Genomic DNA, 19,368 nt, shown 5'->3' on the forward strand with positions numbered 1-19,368 from the left:
AGGCACCCACTGCCAAGTCACAGTATGGCGGCGGTTTTTTCAAGGGTTGACCGCCGTCAGTGACAGTACGCGAGCCAATATGGCTACAGCGTTTGGTGACGGAAAAACGATGCAAGAGCCGCGCTTCGATATCCCCGGGATGCTTTTACCAGTTTGTCAGTGAGCATAAAATTTTCCTGTCATTCGCCATGCCCGTGCGGCGGCACAGTTATGTGTCTGCGTATCACTCGAAGGCAATCCTGACATTATTGCACGGGCTGCTTCGACCCTATGCTTGTCTGAATTATGGAGAATATCTATTGATAACCCGACGCCCCTGTGTCCAAGGCATTGACCGGCGAACGGCGATGGCGCTGTCTGGCGCGGTAGGAGTTGCTGCAATGATGCCTGATCCTGTAACGGCGTCTTCTTCTGTCGGTGCAAGCGCGCCCCAGACAGTGTCCGTTAAATTAAAGGTGAACGGGGAGTCGCAAAGCGTCCAATGCGACGCTCGGACGACGCTCCTCGACTTCATTCGCGATCATTTGCGTTTGACTGGAACTAAAAAAGGTTGCGATCACGGTCAGTGCGGTGCTTGTACCGTGGCAGTCAACGGAGATCGGATCAATTCCTGCCTGTCACTAGCAGCAATGCACGATGGCGACAGCATTGAAACAATCGAAGGCCTTGCGAAGCAGGGCAAACTGCATCCCATGCAAGCTGCTTTCATTACTCATGATGGCTTTCAGTGCGGATTTTGTACCTCTGGCCAGATCATGTCTGCTGTAGCGTTGCTGGACGAACATGCGAATGGCCAACCGAGCCATGTCACAGATGACATTGCCGACAAAGCCATTGAGCTAAGTGACGGCGAGATACGGGAACGGATGAGTGGCAATATATGCCGATGCTCGGCCTATCCGAATATCGTCGCTGCCATTCGCGACGTGGCAGCGCGCCGATGAAGCCATTTCAATACCTTCGGGCGGGCAATCTTGAAGACGCGACCCGGTCGGCTGTAAGCAGCGAAAATGCACGCTATATCGCAGGTGGTACGAACCTGCTTGATCTTATGAAACTGCAAGTCGAAACGCCAGAGTTGCTGATCGATATCGGCCGGTTGCCAATGGAAACGATCATGCCGCACAAAGACGGTATTCGCATCGGTGCACTGGTGAGCAACAGCGCAGTTGCGGCGCACAAGGACGTTAGGGAGTCCTACCCGGTACTGGCCAAGGCGTTGCTGTCGGGGGCGACGCAGCAATTACGCAATAAGGCGACGACGGGCGGAAATTTGTTGCAGCGGACCCGATGCTCATATTTTTACGACATCGCCATGCCCTGCAACAAGCGCCAGCCAGGGTCAGGTTGCTCCGCACTGGGCGGCTTCAACCGGATGCATGCAATCCTTGGTGCCAGCGACACATGCATTGCGGTCCATCCTTCGGATATGGCGGTGGCTCTAACCGTTCTGGACGCCTCAATCGAGACGATCAATGATGCTGGTGTGAACCGCACTATTGCGATCGCTGATTTCTACACTGATCCCGCTGCACAGCCCAATGCGGAATCAGTTTTGAAACCGGGAGAACTGATCACGGCAATTTCACTTCCGCCACCGCCCAAAGGCGAACAGCATTATCGCAAAGTGCGTGATCGTGCATCCTATGCGTTCGCAGTCGTTTCTGTCGCCATTGCCGGAAATCGCGCCGCGATGGGCGGCGTTGCACACAAACCATGGCGTGCTTTCCAAGCCGAAAAATACATTGCGGACGACCGGTCTGCCGCGGTTTCGGCCGATGCCGAGCTTGCAGAAGCAAAGGGGTACGGTCACAATGACTTCAAAATACCGCTGGCCCGGCGCCTGCTGACAGCTGCGCTCGATGGCAGTTTTCTGCCCAGGGATCGATCATGACGACCCGCAAGATGGAAGGCCGTTTCGGCGAGAATCGCCTCGACTATGGCGGCCAAGGGGTGCTTGGCAAGCCTATTGATCGACGTGATGGCGTTCGCAAGGTCACTGGCGGTGCCGACTACACCGCCGATTGGCGACCTGCAGAATTGTTGCATGGTTATCTTGTCTGCTCGCAGCGCGGAACTGGAAGAGTTACCGGTCTTCGGGTTGCCGATGCGCGCCGGGCGCCGGGTGTGCTGGCTATCTACCCCCGGGTGCCCGGACTGCCGGACGCGGCTTCGGACGGCGACATTCTTCATCCAGTGCCAGCGGCCGTAAAACACATAGGCGCTCCGCTTGCTCTGGTCGTCGCCGAAACGTTCGAGCAGGCCCGTGCTGCAGCTTTGCTGGTTGGAATAGATTATTCCGGGGAGACTCAGGGGCGATACAGTTTAATCCAAGAAAAATCAGTGGCGAGGGTGCCCGCTCCGTTCCTCTTCGGTCCCGATTATGTGCGCGGCAAAAAGACTACCGATGATGAATTCACGTCGATCGACGCGACCTATACCACACCGTCGCAGTCGCATGCCGCGATGGAGCCGCATGCAACTGTTGCTCAATGGGAGAATGATAGCGTTACGCTCCATGTCAGCTACCAGATGCTCAACCGCGGCCGGCAGTTGCTGGCTCGGGTGTTTGGCATTCCCGAAGAACGGATCCGGTTGATCAGTAAATTTGTCGGCGGCGGATTCGGCGGCAAGACTGGAATGTCGGTCGAAACTGTGTTCGCTGCGCAGGCAGCGCGTTTGCTCGGTCGGCCGGTAAAAGTCGTCATGACCCGTCGTCAGGTTTTCACTGCCACGTCGCGCCGTTCGGAAACGATCCAGAAAATTGTGCTTCGTGCCCGTCCGGGCAAGGGTCTGGAGCAAATACAACACCGCAGCGTGGTTGCGAATCTCCCCGGAGAAGTGTTCTGGGAGCCGCCTGGCGTGGGCACCATGAATATGTACGCCTCCGACTCGCTTGAGATTACGCACCGCATTGCCGATCTTGACCTCGTGCGCGCTGGAATGATGCGGGCACCGGGAGAGGGTGTCGGCATGCTCGCACTGGAGGTCGCGATGGATGAGTTGGCCGAGAAGGTCGGAAAGGATCCAGTCGCATTCCGGATCGAGTGCGAACCCGAAGTTGATCCGCTTGACGGAAAGCCGTTTTCGTCCAGATCTATGGTGCAGTGTTTGCAGGAGGGTGCCGACCGTTTCGGTTGGGCAAAGCGACATCGGTTGCCGGGTGCCCGCCGCGAGGGGGAGTGGCTAATCGGTATGGGCATGGCCGCCGCGATTCGCCTGAACATATTTGACCAGTCCAAGGCGCGGGTTTCGCTTTCGAAGGACGGGCGCGTAGAGGTTGAGACTGATCTCACCGATATTGGCACAGGTAGCTATACCGTTATGGGTCAGATCGCAGCGGAAATGCTGGGCGTTCCGATGGATCGGGTAACGGTAGCACTGGGTGACACCAATTTGCCGCTGTCGGCAGGGTCGGGAGGCTCTTGGGGTGCGAGCTCGACCGGCACGGCCGTATTCATTGCATGCGAGGAAATTGTAGGAATGATCGCTGCACAATTAAAAGTTTCTCCCAAGCATTTGAAGCTGAAGGACGGCAAGGCAATCGTTGCCAACAAATCTTTCGAAATGGTTTCGCTCTTACCGCAAGGCGGGCTGGAGGCAGTGGGAAATGCCGAGCCCGGCTCCAATTATCAGACCCACGTTCAGTCCGCTTTCGGTGCGCACTTTGTTGAGGCAGCTGTGAGCTCGCTGACCGGTGAGGTGCGCTTGCGGCGAATGCTGGGCGTGTTCGACGTGGGGAGAGTGATGAACATGAAACTGGCCCGCTCCCAGCTGATTGGCGGGATCATTTTTGGTATCGGCGGGGCGCTGGGCGAAGAACTGGTGGTCGATCAACGTCATGGTCATTTTGTCAATGGCGACCTTGGTGAATATCTTGTCCCGGTCAATGCCGATGTTCCCCCGATTGAGGTGCACTTCCTCGATACATTGGACGATTGGTCCAACCCGATCAAAAGCAAAGGTATTGGCGAGCTCGGAATTTCCGGTTCGGGGGGTGCGATAGCCAATGCCGTCTATAATGCTTGCGGTGCCCGGTGCCGCGATTTTCCACTTTCGCCTGACCGCATTTGGGCTGCCATACCATAGACATTGCGCGATGGTTGACGGAGTTGCCAGCTGCTGCCGAAACGCCGGAATAAGTATGTGTGACTTTGACATTGGTGCCGTTGCACGTTTTGCTCAATGGCATGTGGGATTATAGCAGTCGGGTTGTTCCACTGCTTCGGCCTAAAGATTTCAATAATGGCGAACGGCCAGTCGCATGGAGGGGATTATGATGAAGAATTTTACGGGGACGTCGATTGTTGCGATTGCGGTCGTTATTGCTACGGGTCAGGCCCAGGCTCAGACGCCAGCAAACCAAGAATATGGCGAGGCCGATGCAGAACTGGCGCAACCGCAATCAGGTCTCGATGAAATAGTCGTCACGGCCCGTCGGCGAGCTGAAAGTGCTCAAACAGTGCCAATCTCGATTACTGCATTTTCAGGGGAGGATTTAGCCAGTCAATCAGCTGTCAAGGTCAATGATGTTAGTCGCCTGACCCCAAACCTGTTCATCGGTCCTCCAGGCAGTGCCCCGGGCGGACTGGTCATCGGGATTCGTGGCCAGGTTCAGACCGATACTATCGCTACTCTCGATCCGTCGGTTGGAATTTACGTCGATGGTGTCTATTGGGCACGCGCACAAGGTGCCAACGCCGATTTACTGGATATTGAACGAGTTGAGGTTCTCAAGGGTCCGCAAGGAACTCTTTTTGGCCGTAACTCGACCGGTGGCGCGCTAAATATCACCACGGCCAATCCGGATACGACGAGTTTTTCAGGTGTCCTGCAGGGCCGGATCGGAAATTTCGGACAGCTTGATGCGATGGCGGTGCTTAACATTCCACTTGTCGAGGATGAATTAGCGGTACGGTTCGCGGCCAACAAGGTGAACAATGATGGCTTTTACCGGAACACCTTTCTCGACACCCGCCTGCGCGAGGATGACACTTATACCGTGCGTGGTAAGTTACTGGCAAACATTGGACCTAGCCTGAAAATGGTGGTCTCTTATGAGCATTTCGATCTTGGCCAGGCAGGAAATTTTACTCGCCTGATATCCTCGCTTCCGTTTCCATCGGCCCCTGAATTTCAAGCTCTGATTGAAACCGGCGGCAGCCTGACGTTCGGTCAATTCGCAAGTCCGGCAGATTTCTATGGGGCGCCTCTTAACGTCGATTCTATCGAGACCGCCAACACCGACACGGCATCTCTAACACTCGAATATGAGCTTGGTGGTGCTACAGCAAAATATATCGGATCCTACCGTTCGGTCGATTCTGACACCGGAACCTATGACTATGACGGAACACCAATTAACGTTCTCACGCCGCGTAATTTCAACAGTACTTCACAGTGGACGCACGAATTGCAATTGAATGGCGAAACCTTTGATGACCGCTTCAACTATACACTTGGCGGCTTCCTGTTCCGTGAGGACGGCCGCGACGGCGGGTTCACTCTGTCGCTGCCTGCAATTAATCCCAACAATCCGTCCGAAACCGATGGCACAATTAAAACCCGTAGCTGGGCGGTCTTTGGCCAGGGTACTTTCCGGTTTACCGATGCATTTTCGTTCACTGGCGGCCTGCGTTATTCCGAAGACCGGAAGGAACTCGATCTTCGTTCTCGGGCCAACGGGGTCTGCTCGCTTAGCGTCGGCACTCCTCCGGTCCGGATCGCGCCCACTGCCGAGTGTCTTGTTCATCAAGAGCGCAAGGACAGCTCCGTCAGCTATCTTGCCAGCCTCGAATACCGGGTCAGCGATGCAATTCTGACATATGCTAAAACAAGCAAGGGCTATCGCGCCGGCGGCTTCAACTTGCGAGGAACCACACCGGGAACTTATGGGCCCTTTGCGCCTGAAAACGTTACCGATTATGAAGTCGGTTTGAAATCTGAGTTCCTTGATCGCCGCGTACGGTTGAATGTAGCTGCCTTCTATTCCGACTATAGTGACATCCAGCGCGGCGTGCTTGTGCCGAACGGAGTCGGCGGCGTCGCGACATCGACTATCAATGCCGGTAAAGCTGAAATCAAGGGGCTTGAGGTCGAGTTGACCGCGCGCCCGCTGGAAGGGCTGGAACTTGGCGCGACCCTCGGCATTACGGACGCCAAGTACAAAGAGTTCCTTTCGTCCTGCCCTGTCCCGTTTCCGACGACGGCGGTTGTTCCCTGCGTGAATGGAACGCTTGATCGGTCTGGGGAGGAGTTCGAGCGCACCCCCAAATATACTTATAGTGTGACAGGGTCATACACCCACCCGGTACCGTTGGGCAGTGCGACAATTCGCGCCGATTACAGCTTCCGGAGTAGGACCGTTCAGGTTGGCTTGACCCAGACGATTACGCCGGCAGCTGTGCCGTTTATTTCGCAGGAAGGCTTTGGTCTTCTTAATGCGCGGCTTAGCTGGGACATCGAAAATCCCGACCTATCGCTTGCCGTTTATGGGCGCAACCTGACGAAGACAGAATATTACGCTTATCAGCTTGATCTCGCGAGTGCCGGTCTCGGTTACTATCAAGGCTCACCCGGAATTCCGCGCCAATATGGTTTGGAAGCCACCTTCCGCTTCTAGTGGCAACCAGCCCGGTACCGAACCGCACAACGCATCCGGAAATGATGGAAGAGCTGGCAATAGTGTTCGTTCATGGCGGAAGCCACGGTTCCTGGTGCTGGGATGACGTCATCGCCCAGATGAAGTGTATGGGGCGTAAAGGCCCGCTAATTGCGCTGGATGTGCCGGGGTGTGGCGCCAAGCGGGATCGACGAAGCGAACCTCTAACACTCGCTGCCATCGCCGCCGAATTGAACGCGGAAGTAAGTTCAAGAGTGACTGGTTCCGCACTTCTTGTCGGTCACTCAATGGCTGGCATTCTGCTGCCTTTCATGGTCGCCTTGGCACGGGCTCAATATTCGGAGGCTTGCTTCTTAGCGGCATGCATCCCGCGGGTCGGTGAAAGTGTTGCAGATACCTTGGGCACTGGCACGCAGGGAATGGATCCCGACAAAGTGGGTTGGCCGGTACCGCTATCCGACGACCCGATTGCCATGTATAAAGCTATGTTCGGTCCTGACATGACACAAAAACAACTCGACTGGGTCATCGAGCAAGCCAAACGGGATGATTGGCCACGTTCGGCGGCGACCGAACCGGTTGACCGTGCGGGCTTTCCCAGAAAAACGCGCACCAGCTATATCGCGACCCAGCGCGATCCTATTCTTCCGCTAGTGTGGCAGGGCCGGTTTGCCGAGCGGATCGGAGCGAAATTACTTTACTTGATTGATACACCTCACGAACCTTTTATAACGCACCCTACTGAATTGGCAGAATTAATTCACCAAATCTGCAGCCATGTAGGTGGCTTGGATGCGTTCAACGCGAAACTCGGAATCACAGCCTAAACGAATTAGTCTGATGCCTTGAATGTGGCAAAGAGTGGTCGGTCGGTTACCGAAACAGACTTATGGTATAGACGAGCGACGCTTGGAATGAGCCTGGCGGGCAATTGTGGCTTGCGCGCGCACATAGTTTCGTATTCCTTCCAGCGTTTGGTCGTCAAGCTCTTCGAAACGGGGCATACCCTGAGATTGCAGCGCGCCGCCACGAACGATTTGTTCGAATGTGCTGGCATCACTCGTACTAGATGATGCTCTCAGGTCGGGTGCGTTGCCAGCTGCGATCGCACCAATTCCGTGACAATGTGCGCAGCGTCTACCGTATGCAATTACGGCGCTAATATCTACTTTAGCCGGCGGGCGGGAACTTGGGTCATCCGGAATGTGGATAACCGTCGGAATATTTGGCGACAACACAGCCTTCCCATCGATCGCAAAGGTTAAGATGCGACGCGCCTGGGTTCGATAGTCGATCTTGGATTTCTTTATCAATGGACCCAACGCTCCCGAACCCGTTCCGAAACCCGCAATAACTGTCACATATTGAATGCCCTTCGAACGGAAAGTGATCGGCGGAGCAATTACCGGGGCTTGCGATGCAAATGACCAAAGCATCTTACCATTTTGCGCATCATAAGCCCGAAAACGGCCATCGATTTGCCCTTGGAACACGAGGTTTCCAGCTGTTGCCATGACACCACCGTTTGTAGGTCCATCTGTCGCGATTCGCCATACTTCTCGCTGTGCAACTGGATCCCATGCGATCAAGTCACTTTGACTAGCACCGGGATCGTCAGAAATGATACCAGCCGATACGCCACCGTCCTGCCCAAGGCCTGGATATCGCGTCCAGCGGGCCGGATTAATACCCTTATCACTGACGCGCGAACCTATGGATAGTGTCGGGATGTAGATCAGTCTGCTTTTGCGGCTGAATGCCATGGGTAGCCAGCTGTGAGCGCCGATGCTCCCTGGATAGAGGTCGAAGCTTGAGCCGCCGGGAAACCGCGCGCCGGGTGCTTCCTTTGGGCGCCCGGTCTTCAGGTCTATTCCGGTGGCCCAGCTTGTCTTGACGAACGGCCTGGCAGAAATCAGCTTGCCGTTCGCTCGGTCGATCACGTAGACGAAGCCGTTTTTAGGTGCCTGAATCAACACCTTGCGGCGCTTACCGTCAATGTCCAAGGTGGCGAGCGCCATGTCCATTGCAGCATTGTAGTCCCAAGTCTCGGCCGGATTGACCTGATAGTGCCATTTGTACGCGCCGGTTTTTGCATCAAGTGCGACGATCGACGCAAGAAACAGATTGTCCCCCTTGCCGGCGCTGCGGATGCGATGGTTCCACGGAGCGCCATTGCCGGTTCCGATATATACGGTTGCGAACTCAGGATCGTAGGTGATGGCGTTCCAGACCGTCCCGCCTCCGCCGAATTTCCACCATTCGCCTGACCAGCTTTTGGCAGCCATCTCCATCGCCGGACTTTCGAAGCCCTTGGCAGGTTCTCCCGGCACCGTGTAGAAACGCCACATCCGCTGGCCCGTCTTCTCGTCATAGCTGGTTACATAGCCGCGCACTGGCGCGACGTCTGCGCCGGCATTGCCAATGATAACTTGTCCATCAAGCACCCGGGGGGCGCCCGTGATATAGGCGCCTGGCGTTTCATCGAGAGTCTGCACGCTCCATCGCAGCCGGCCAGTTTTCGCTTCAATTGAAAGCAGGCGACCGTCGAGCGTAGCGACGAAAATTGATCCATCGGACCAGGCAATGCCGCGACTACCCCAGCCAGTTCTCAGCAACCGACCGGCAACTTCAGTGACTTTCGGATCGTAGCGCCACAATAGTTTTCCGGTCGTGGCATCAATGGCGCTGACGATACTGTATCCCGTCGCCACGAAAACTGTGCCGTCAATCGCCAGCGGCTGGGTCACTGGATTGCCCGGTTCAAGATCCAGCGACCAGGCGAGGCCGAGACGGCCAACATTCTTCTGGTCGATATCCTGCAAGGTGCTGTAATGCTGTTCACCATAGGCCCCGCCATAACCTGGCCAGTCGTCACTAAGGCATTGCTCTGCTTGCGCGCTAGATGCACAATCTGCTGGCTGCTGATTGCATCCCGACACAGCGAGGCAAAAAAACGACATCATATTGATATTGATTATAAGATTCCGTTTCATCAAATTTTACCTGGAAATTGTTGCTCCCGATCATCGGGATTGCCGATCATCGGGATTGCCGATCATCGGGATTGCCGATCATCGGGATTACCCATCATCGTGTCTGATCGCATGCTGCACCAATGCGATGTGGCTATGAGACCTTACTTAAGTCACCTAAACTCACCTGTTGAACAGTGCTATCACGCATGATCTATTGACTAGCAGCCAAAATGTGGGGGGCGGTTTATGGCTCGTCAGACATTCGGGATCGATTCCTCGTGACAGCAGTGTAGAGATTTAGGCGGCGGCCCCGGCACGGTTGTGAAAATCTCATCATAACTTGGGCCGGCGGTTGGGTAGTTAAACGAAGCAGGTTCCGACATTTCCAAGGGAATGTCAGTATTATTAACCAGAGGAGAGTTATTCATGAGCGTGACTGCGCTTTCCGTTCCAAACCATGTGCCGCCTGAGCTGATTTTCGACTTTGATTTCCTTAATGATGCGCGTTTGAAACCGGACATGCACGAAGGTATTGCAGAACTGGCCCGTGTAGCTCCACCGCTGTTCTACACACCGCGCAATGGAGGCCATTGGGTCGCGCAGGGCAGGACCGTGCTATTTGACATCGCCCGCGATGTTTCACTTTTTTCAAGCGCGGCTCAGACCGATGACTACAAGGCGCAGACAGAGCGAATCCCGATCGGTATGGATCCACCGGAACATACTGCTTACCGTGCGGTTTTAACACAGGCCTTCTCGCCGAAGCTGATGACCACGCTTGCACCTGACATTCGCACACTTGCGATCGAATTGATCGACGAGGTGGTGCCGCGCGGCTCTTGCGATTTCGTCGCAGCGGTGTCCGAGCCACTGCCGGTTCTCATTTTCATGCGGATGGCGGGATTGCCCGAAGAACGCTTTGCTGAATTTCGCGAATGGGTTGCGGCAGCTGTCGGAAGCTATGACCCAGCCGAGCGCCAGCAGGTGTTCAACAAGGTCACCGACATGACTGCGCCTTTGGTACGTCAGCGGATGGAGCAACCCGGAAGCGACCTTATCAGCCGGATTATTCAGGCCGACGTTGGCGGTCGCCGTCCGACGTTCGACGAAGTTCAGTCGTTCTATCTGATGTTGTTCATTGCCGGCCTTGATACCGTAGTCAACGCGATGTCTTTTGGTATCCGGCATCTGGCGATTGATCAGGACCTTCAGGCTAGCCTGCGCAAGGACCCATCGAAGATTCCTGCAGCCATGGAAGAAATTCTCCGTCGCTATTCAATTGCATTGCCGGGAAGGCAGGTGACGAGGGACGCAAACTGGAACGGAATTGAATTTTGTCGGGGCGACAAGGTGATGCTTTTTGTCCCCGGCGCAGGTCTAGACCCGGACGCCCATCTGGACCCGACCAGAGTCGACCTCAAGCGCGGTGAATCGCATATCGCGTTTGGTGCAGGTCCGCATCGCTGCGTTGGTGCCAATCTTGCGCGAATCGAGTTGCGCATACTCTATGAGGAATGGTTATCGCGCGTTCCGCAATTCGGCATCGATCCGGACAAGCCGTGGCGGTTTCACCCTGCGCTGGTGTTGTCAGTAGATGCACTCCCGCTTATCTGGCAGCCGGTAGGCAGCTGATGCAATTTTACACACGTATGCACGCCGTGCTAAACGAGGACCAATCATGAGTCTTGCTCTTACCAAACGTCAATTCGTCGGGGGTGTTTTTATTTCGTCCGACAGTGTCGAACCAATTATCAATCCGGCCACCGAGGCGGTGCTTGGCGAAGCGCCGCTTGGAACGCTCGAAGATGCGGAATCGGCGATCGAGGCAGCTCACCAGTCGTTTCGCAACGGCACCTGGCGGCGAATGAACGCTTCGGCGCGCGTTGCGGCAATGCAGCGGTTTTACGGTTATCTTGACCAGCGAAGCGGAGAGATTTGCGAGCTGATCGTCGCCGAAGCAGGCGCTACTATCGGATTGGCCCGCGCCGCGCAGTGGGGATTGCCAATGAAGCATTTTCGCTATCAGCTTGCAATCGCCCTTCACGATCAGACGACCATGTCGGCTCCCGAAATCACCCCGATGCCGAACGGACATTTGATGCTGGGAACGAGTGCTGTTCACCGTGATCCGGTTGGTGTGGTTTCGGCTATCACGCCCTATAATTACCCTTTCATGCTGAATCTGGCCAAGATCGTGCCTGCGCTGCTGATGGGCAACAGCGTTGTTCTCAAGCCTTCCCCTTACACGCCATTCGAGGCGCTACTTCTCGGTGAGGCAGCGATTGCGGCGGGCCTACCCGAGGGTGTGCTGAATATCATTACGGGCGGAATAGCGGTCGGCGAGAGGCTGACAACCGATCCGCGCATTGCGCTGGTGACATTTACCGGCTCCGACAATGTTGGTGCCGCGATCATGGCGCAGGCCGCTCCAACTTTGAAACGCGTGCTGCTTGAACTTGGCGGCAAGTCGGCGATGATTGTCCGCGCAGATGCCGATCTGGACGGAGCAGCGGGAGCCGGTCTTGGGGGGTTTACCTCGCATTGCGGGCAGGGATGCGCGCTGCTGACACGCCATATCGTCCATAACTCGGTGCGCAGGGAATATGTCGCAAAGCTCAAGGCGATGGCCGAGTGTGTTACGGTAGGCGATCCAAATGATCCGTCGACCATGATGGGGCCGTTGATCCGCGAGACCCAACGGGCACGGGTCGAACATTATGTCCAAACGGCGGTTGAAGCAGGCGCAAGGCTGGTTACTGGAGGACGGCGGCCACCCAATCTCAGCAAGGGATTCTTTTTCGAACCGACATTTTTCGACAATGTCGACAATGCGTCAGAATTGGCACAGGACGAAGTGTTTGGTCCGGTGGGCGCAGTGATAGGGTATGACAGCGACGAAGAAGCGATTGCCCTCGCGAATGATTCACGGTTCGGATTGAGCGGTGCAATCTTCTCGGCCGATTCAGGTTTGGCCTACGAGATGGCGGGCGAAATCCGCAGCGGCGGCGTGAGCATCAATGGCGGCGCCGGAACGATGCTGTCAGATGCTCCTTTTGGCGGAAATGGTCGTTCCGGCTATGGCCGCGAGAATGGAATGGAGGGACTTCTTGAATATACTAACAGCAAATCGGTGTCGTTTCACGCCGAATGATCTGCGGCGATGGCGTGCGTGAGTAAGCGCCATATCAAAACATGAGTTTGCTCGGACATCACGAATATTAGATTTTCCAGGCCAAGTGGACCAAATTTATGCGCACACTATTTTGACGGGTGGTCGCCATTCGCCCGTGCCGCCGCGACCAGTTTGCCGACATCAATCAGACCGGTGTTGACGCCGCCTGTGAATGCGCAATCCACCGGTAAGCAGGCACCGCTAATGAAACCGGCAGCTGCAGAATTGAGAAAGATTAGCGGCCAAGCCTGTTCTTCTGCGGTCGATTGGCGCCCGGATGGCAGAGCGAATAAATCGAGGATTCTTTTTCCCGTAAGACTCTCGAAATCCTTCATCATCGGAGTTGCGGTCGGACTCGGGAGCGTCGCGTTGATCCGGATGCCTCGCTGGATCAGATCAACCGAGCGCATCTGTGTCCACACGAGGAGCGCTTCTTTGGAAAAGCCATAGCCGTCGCCGACATCCGCGAGATGATCGGCGATCCACGCTAATGCGCCATCGGGTGTGTCTATTGCGATGAACTCTTTGAGTAACGCCAATCGCGCCTGGTAGTTCATCGCTGAATTTGACGCGACCGTGACGATCGCTCCGCCATCTCGAATCCGCGGAATCCATTGTTCTGTCCAATACCGGATGGCGACGAAGTTGACTCCAACCACATCGGTTGCCGGGAAGGTCTGTGGCAATCCAGCGCAATTGAACACAGCGTCAACCGCTCCGCCAATGGAAGCGACGGCCTGTTCAATAGCCGGTATATCCCTGAGGTCGAGCTGGGTGAACGTGGCCAGATCTACCGGGGATTTCTTGATATCGACACCGTGGACTTCGGCCCCCAGCCGGACGAGTTCGCGCGCGCAAGCTTCACCCATTCCGGAAAAGCATCCTGCAATAACGACACGTTTATCTTTGTATGACCAGACATCAGTCATAAATATTTCCTTTCACTGGACTGGACAGCGGTTTGATTCGCTGACCCAGATTGCACAAAGCATATCACGATTATGCACCTCGTTCGCTGAATCGACCCATGCGACAATGGAAGCAATTGGCGATGTGAACTCACTTATCCGCAAGCACCCAACGAGCTACCGGTTAAGCGGTGGAGTGCAGTTGGCGCTCGGTAGCGGTCTCGGGAAAAATGCGCAAACTTGAACCTCTCGACTCAATCTTCCTTGATATGGAGCGTCCAACCACGCCACCCATCATTGGGGGGCTGTTCATGCTCGACCCCTCGACTTCACTGGGCTCTTTCGTGCGCCACCGAGACATTCTCAAATATGTCGGCGACCGGCTCCACATTGTACCGAACTTGCGGCGGAAGCTGATTTTCAGCGCGCTCGGGATTGAAGCACCGCGACTGGTGGACGATCCGGACTTTGATCTCGAATACCATGTCCGCCATATTGGCCTGCCGCGACCGCGCGATCGCCGCCAGCTTACAATACTGGTTGCACGGCTCATGTCCCGGCCGATCGATCTCAATCGCCCTCTATGGGAGATGTATATCATCGAAGGACTTGAGGAGATTCCCGAATTTCCAAGTGATGCCTTTGCAGTTCTGATGAAGGTTCACCACGCAGCATTCGACGGCGCTGCGGCTGGCGCTGCGTTGTGGGCAATGACGCAGGATACGCCAGATGAGACTCCGTCTCCTCCGGTGGAACCTTGGCAGCCCGCGCCGATTCCAGGGGCAATTGCGCGGGCGACGAGCTTCGCGGCTGAAGGGATAAGTCAGCTAGTATCGAACCTGCGTTCAATCCCTTTGCTTGGCGGCAGCGCGATCAGCGCCGCGTTCTCGGTGGTGGAGGGCGGCGGCAAGATTCAGGCGGCCCCGAAAACACGATTTCAAGGCAAAATATCATCCCACCGCATGTTCGATTGGGTGGTGTTTACCCGCGCCGAGGCGAACGAAGTGAGAAATGGGCTTGGCAAGCCAAAGATGAACGACATGGTGTTGTGCATCATCGCGGGAGCCATCCGTCGTTACTTGATGGCCAAGGGCGAACTGCCCGATGAAACATTACAAGCAATCTGCCCGATCAATATCAGGGGCAATCGCGATCCCGCAGAAGGCGGAAATTTCGTTACGCTGATGCGCGCTGGCATCGGCACCCATATTGAAGACCCCATTGAGCGCCTCGCATATATCGCCGATCAGACAGTGCGGGGTAAAGCTCAGGCGGAGCAACTGGGCGGTGATTTCGCGGGAAATCTGTTGGCGCTTTATCCCTATGCCATACGTTCACGGACGGTGCGGGGTTTAAGCGCGCTCAATGCCTCAGGAAGCATTCGGGCGCAGCCAGCCAATCTAATCATCACCAACATTCCCAATCCGCCGGGGGGTCACTATCTGGCCGGAGCTAAGGTGCTCGAATATGCCGGTTTTGGTCCCGTTGTCGATGGTTTGGGGATGTTCCATACCGTCACCGGAATGGATTGGGAACTTTCCATGTCGGTTACCTCCTGCCGCACTGTCATGCCTGATATTGAACATTATATGGATTGCCTGACCGAGTCTTTTGGCGAACTCAGGAAATTGTCCGATGTTTCTCGTACTGCCGCTGCTCTTGGAAAAAGTCGCGCAAACGCGCTTGCGGCCGCCAAGCCTGCCAAAACCGCAAAGGATTGAATATGGACGCTGATGACCTGTTTTCGCTCGAAGGCCGAAATGCTATCGTCACCGGCGGCTCGCGGGGCATCGGCAGGATGATTGCCAGCGGCTTTATATCTGCCGGTGCAAGGGTTTACATAAGTTCACGCAATAGCGACGCGTGCGATTCGACGGCGGCCGAGCTTGGGCCGAACTGTATTTCGCTTCCACAGGACTTGAGCAGCCCTGATGGATGTCAGGCATTGGCGCGCGCTTTTGGCGAACGCGAGGATCATCTTGATATTCTGATCAACAATGCGGGCGCTGCCTGGATGGAGCCGTTTGCTTCATTTCCGGAGAAGGGATGGGACAAGATTATCGACGTAAATCTCAAATCACCATTCTTTCTCACACAGGCGCTTCATTCTTTGCTCCAAGTCGCAGCATCGCCGGGTCATCCGGCGAAGGTTATCAACATAGCTTCGATCGACGGGCTTCGATTGAACAGCTGGGAGACCTATAGCTACGCCTCGTCCAAGGCTGCCCTGATTCATCTCACCCGGAATCTTGCCGCGCGGCTTATCAAGGATGATATCGTGGTTTCGGCGATTGCGCCGGGGGCTTTCCCGTCGGAAATGAATCGGGCGGCGCGCGACCATGGTGACACTATCGCGACGAAGATCCCCGCAAAGCGGGTCGGGGACGCAAACGACATGGCCGGGGCAGCAATTTATCTTGCCAGCAAGGCTGGCAACTATGTCGTTGGCTCTACGCTCGTGGTCGACGGCGGGGTATATTTCGCAACCCTTGACGACAACACGGATGCCTAGTCACTGCAAATATCTGTTACCGATATGGCCCGCCCATGACCTAGTTGCACCAAAGGGTGAACCGCCGGAATGGCAGGCGTTTTGACATAAGCCATCGATTGTTTCGGTCTGTAGTCCGACTACAGCAAGCGCACCGAACGTGCTTTTAGCGCTGCCTTTTTCCTCGGAGTACGCCCATGTCTTCATTTCTTACTGTCGAGCGTCGCGGTCACATCGCAATCCTGCGCATGAATCGTCCGGAGGCACTTAACGCTATTGCCACCATCCAAGATTGCGACGACTTTGCCGACGCCTTATGGGAGGTGGAAAATGATCGTTCGTTCAGCGTCGCTATCCTCACCGGCGCGGGACGGGCCTTTTGCACCGGCGGCAATATCAAAGCCATCCAGCAGCGGGAGGGGATTGGACCACTTGATCAGCCAGATTCGACCCGCGCCAACTACCGCCGCGGCGTGCAGCGGGCAACCCGAGCACTGCTCGAAACTGAGGTGCCGATGATTGCGGCGATCAATGGCCATGCAATAGGCCTAGGACTCGATCTGGCATGTCTGTGCGACATCCGCATTGCGGCGCAGGGTGCCAAAATGGCCGCAAGCTTCATTAAAGTCGGCATTGTTCCGGGGGACGGCGGCGCATGGTCGCTCCAACAGGTCGTGGGCTATTCAAAAGCTGCCGAACTTTTTCTAACCGGCGAAACTTTCAGTGCTGATCATGCGCGCACAATCGGCCTAGTCGGTTACGTAGTTCCAGACGATCAATTGCTCGATACTGCGCTGGCCATGGCGGACAAGATCGCTGCCAATCCTGCGCGCGCACTGAGGCTGACAAAACGGCTGCTTCGCGAGGCTCAGCATTCGCGCGCATCGGATGTACTCGAGCTTTCTGCGGCCTTCCAGGCGATTGTTCACGAGACCAAGGATCATACCGAAGCAGTTACTGCCGTAATTGAAAAGCGCGCCCCTGTCTTTACAGGTGAATGATCGGCGTTCATGTTTGCAATCGGCCGTGATGGCGCGCAGGCGCAATGCGCATGAAGGCGGTAATCCGAATATAATCCAGCGATAATTTGCCACCTACCAAGGGCAAACAGTTCAGGAAGTTGACAAAAGGATGGATTCAATTACGCGCCGACTGACTAAACCCGGTTCGCCGCTGGCGCCGTTTCGCTATCCCGCCTTTCGTACAATCTGGCTGGCAATGGTTGTCTCGAGCCTAGGTACGATGATCCAGTCGGTCGGCGCCCAGTGGATGATGACCGACTTGACTCAAAGTCATTCGATGGTAGCGTTGGTGCAGGCATCCACTCTCCTGCCGATTATGGTACTCGGCGTGCCAGCAGGCGCAATAGCCGACAATTTTGACCGGCGGCGCGTGATGCTGGCATCGCAAGGATTCATGCTGGTGGCCTCCACATTGCTGGCGATACTTGCGTGGCATGGAGAAATCGGACCGGGATTACTCGTTTTGCTGACCTTGGCTGTCGGAGCTGGCACGGCTTTGAACGCGCCAGCTTGGCAAGCTTCGGTACGTGCGCAGGTCGGGCCTGTCGATCTCCCGCAGGCGATTTCGCTCAACACGATAGCCTTCAACCTTGCCCGCAGCGTCGGCCCCGCGCTCGGCGGCCTACTGATTTCGCTATGGAGCGTGTCGATTGCGTTCACGGTCAATGCAGCCAGCTATCTCGTAATGATCGTCGCGCTCGCAAGGTGGCATCCGCCACGCCGCGAACCAAGTAAACGGGGGCGCATTTTTGTCTCGATTGGACAGGGAATTTCTTTTTGCGCGAATTCGCCGCCGTTGCGCAGGGTGTTGCTGCGAGGGCTGGTATTTGGGCTTTTCGGGGGCGCGGGTCAGGCGCTTATGGCGGTAACCGCCCGGGATTTGCTTGGTGGTGACGAGATTGACTTTGGATTGATGCTTGGTGCTTTCGGGATTGGTTCGATTATGACCGCACTTTTCGTGAGTTCCGTGCGGAAGCGCTTGGGAAGCGAGATAGTGGTTTCGGCGGCGTCGTTCGCGCTCGGCGTTTCACTGATAATGCTGGCGGAGGCGCGCAGCCTGCCATTCGCTATTGTCGCTTGTTTTCTTGCAGGCGGTGGTTGGGTGGGGGCACTGAACAGCCTAAACGTTGCCATGCAACTGCGTTCTCCGGACGTCATTCTGGGTCGCTGCCTTTCGATTTATCAGGCGGTTACATTCGGTGCCGTGGCGCTGGGAGCTTATGGATGGGGATGGGTTTCGGACTGGCAGAGCTTGCCGTTCGCGCTTTATGCCGCAGCCGCTGGACTGTTTGCCAGTATGCTATTACGCTTTGTAGTCCCGATGCCAAGACGTGATGAAGGCAGGGTCGATCTCGACGCGGACGGTAAAGCTGGAGAGGTACCCATGCGATGAATGATACTCCGGCGCTGAACAGGGTAATCCGGATTGCGACGCGAACCGGGCTGGCCCGCGCCTCGCTTGAGGACGATTTTCACCATTTCCGCATAGAGGTTGTACATGACGGCTCACGGGTTACTGCCGTGAATTCACAAAGCCTGCGAAATCCATTCACCCTTTGCCCGGCAGCAGGCGCAAGATTGACCGAATTGATTGGTCAGTCGCTTACCGTGCGCATCAGAGACATCTTTGCAGCGACCGACGCGCGGCAGCAATGTACGCATCAACTCGACCTTGCAGCATTTGCGATTGCTGCGGCCGCGCGTGGCACTGGTATAAGGCGTTACGATGCGCGTGTCGCGGACGATGATAGTCAGCCTTGCCGTCTCGCCACTGTTTCGCGCGGAGGAGTTGAGGTGTTGGCATGGAATTTCGCCGACGGGAAAATAATTGCGCCGGAACCGTTCACGGGCGTCAGTCTGGGGCGAGGGTTTTCCAGTTGGGTCAGCGGTAACCTTGACGATGAAACCACCGAGGCGGCGCTGGTGCTGCGCCGATCAATCTTTATTTCCTCCGGGCGTGGTAAAATTGCCCTGCTGGATGCGATGGAGCATGCAGCGCCGCACGGCGGATGCTGGGTCGGCCAACCCGAGCGGGCCGCACAAGCATTGCGCGAGCGTGGTTCGACGTCGGATTTCACAGGACGTGCGCAATTGTTGACCAGCAAAGATGATGCCTGGATTTCTTTTGACGACCTGACGCAAAATTAAGGGAAACTCGCATTAGCCTTCTTGCCCCGA

The 19,368-nt window shown here is 55.9% G+C and carries 14 protein-coding genes; 12 read left to right on the plus strand and 2 right to left on the minus strand.

The genetic code is table 11. The features are described from left to right. Positions 1-347: 347 nt before the first annotated feature. The 5 genes from V7650_RS16115 to V7650_RS16135 all read left to right on the plus strand — a co-directional run bounded on the left by V7650_RS16115 (position 348) and on the right by V7650_RS16135 (position 7,449). Positions 348-944, plus strand: a complete 597-nt coding sequence (locus V7650_RS16115) for a 2Fe-2S iron-sulfur cluster-binding protein (protein ID WP_442955320.1) — start codon at positions 348-350, stop codon at positions 942-944. Further along, the gene (locus V7650_RS16120; RefSeq protein ID WP_335657235.1) at positions 941-1,894 is read left to right on the plus strand and encodes an FAD binding domain-containing protein; all 954 of its coding nucleotides are present in this window, start codon (positions 941-943) and stop codon (positions 1,892-1,894) included. Before V7650_RS16115 ends, V7650_RS16120 begins: the two co-directional genes overlap by 4 nt. Continuing rightward, positions 1,891-4,089: a xanthine dehydrogenase family protein molybdopterin-binding subunit gene (locus V7650_RS16125; RefSeq protein ID WP_335657236.1), complete on the plus strand. Its 2,199-nt coding sequence runs from the start codon at positions 1,891-1,893 to the stop codon at positions 4,087-4,089. The genes V7650_RS16120 and V7650_RS16125 overlap by 4 nt, the downstream gene beginning before the upstream one ends. A 187-nt stretch (positions 4,090-4,276) precedes the next feature. Beyond that, positions 4,277-6,622, plus strand: coding sequence for a TonB-dependent receptor (locus V7650_RS16130; RefSeq protein ID WP_335657237.1), 2,346 nt, complete (start codon positions 4,277-4,279; stop codon positions 6,620-6,622). Positions 6,623-6,663: 41 nt separating this feature from the next. Next, positions 6,664-7,449: an alpha/beta fold hydrolase gene (locus V7650_RS16135; RefSeq protein WP_335657238.1), complete on the plus strand. Its 786-nt coding sequence runs from the start codon at positions 6,664-6,666 to the stop codon at positions 7,447-7,449. A gap of 60 nt (positions 7,450-7,509) precedes the next feature. Here V7650_RS16135 and V7650_RS16140 read toward each other — a convergent pair whose 3' ends face one another. Next, positions 7,510-9,615 carry a PQQ-dependent dehydrogenase, methanol/ethanol family gene (locus V7650_RS16140; protein WP_335657239.1) on the minus strand — a complete coding sequence of 702 codons (2,106 nt, stop codon included), beginning with the start codon at positions 9,613-9,615 and terminating at the stop codon, positions 7,510-7,512. A 408-nt stretch (positions 9,616-10,023) separates the two neighbouring features. On the opposite strand from V7650_RS16140, the gene V7650_RS16145 reads away from it, so the two are divergent. Together V7650_RS16145 and V7650_RS16150 are read left to right on the plus strand one after the other, a co-directional pair. Next, a complete protein-coding gene (locus V7650_RS16145; protein WP_335657240.1) occupies positions 10,024-11,229 on the plus strand; it encodes a cytochrome P450 in 1,206 nt (401 codons plus the stop codon). Positions 11,230-11,275: 46 nt separating this feature from the next. Continuing rightward, complete coding sequence (locus tag V7650_RS16150; protein ID WP_335657241.1) at positions 11,276-12,748, plus strand: aldehyde dehydrogenase family protein; 1,473 nt, start codon at positions 11,276-11,278, stop codon at positions 12,746-12,748. 107 nt (positions 12,749-12,855) lie between these two features. On the opposite strand, the gene V7650_RS16155 is transcribed toward V7650_RS16150, so the two are convergent. Continuing rightward, positions 12,856-13,698 (minus strand): coniferyl-alcohol dehydrogenase, encoded by an 843-nt coding sequence (locus tag V7650_RS16155; protein ID WP_335657242.1) that lies wholly within the window; start codon positions 13,696-13,698, stop codon positions 12,856-12,858. 209 nt (positions 13,699-13,907) lie between these two features. On the opposite strand from V7650_RS16155, the gene V7650_RS16160 reads away from it, so the two are divergent. The 5 genes from V7650_RS16160 to V7650_RS16180 all read left to right on the plus strand — a co-directional run bounded on the left by V7650_RS16160 (position 13,908) and on the right by V7650_RS16180 (position 19,338). Next, positions 13,908-15,398 (plus strand): wax ester/triacylglycerol synthase family O-acyltransferase, encoded by a 1,491-nt coding sequence (locus tag V7650_RS16160; RefSeq protein WP_335657243.1) that lies wholly within the window; start codon positions 13,908-13,910, stop codon positions 15,396-15,398. A 2-nt stretch (positions 15,399-15,400) separates the two neighbouring features. After that, positions 15,401-16,189, plus strand: a complete 789-nt coding sequence (locus V7650_RS16165; protein ID WP_335657244.1) for an SDR family oxidoreductase — start codon at positions 15,401-15,403, stop codon at positions 16,187-16,189. Between the two features lie 176 nt (positions 16,190-16,365). Continuing rightward, a complete protein-coding gene (locus tag V7650_RS16170) occupies positions 16,366-17,169 on the plus strand; it encodes a crotonase/enoyl-CoA hydratase family protein (RefSeq protein WP_335657245.1) in 804 nt (267 codons plus the stop codon). Between the two features lie 130 nt (positions 17,170-17,299). Next, on the plus strand, positions 17,300-18,583 hold the full coding sequence (locus V7650_RS16175) for an MFS transporter (protein WP_335657246.1): 1,284 nt from the start codon (positions 17,300-17,302) through the stop codon (positions 18,581-18,583). Further along, positions 18,580-19,338 carry a hypothetical protein gene (locus V7650_RS16180; RefSeq protein ID WP_335657247.1) on the plus strand — a complete coding sequence of 253 codons (759 nt, stop codon included), beginning with the start codon at positions 18,580-18,582 and terminating at the stop codon, positions 19,336-19,338. Before V7650_RS16175 ends, V7650_RS16180 begins: the two co-directional genes overlap by 4 nt. The last annotated feature ends 30 nt before the right edge of the window (positions 19,339-19,368 follow it).

The organism is Parasphingorhabdus sp. (assembly GCF_036964565.1).
In the GTDB taxonomy this organism is placed as follows: Bacteria; Pseudomonadota; Alphaproteobacteria; order Sphingomonadales; family Sphingomonadaceae; genus Parasphingorhabdus.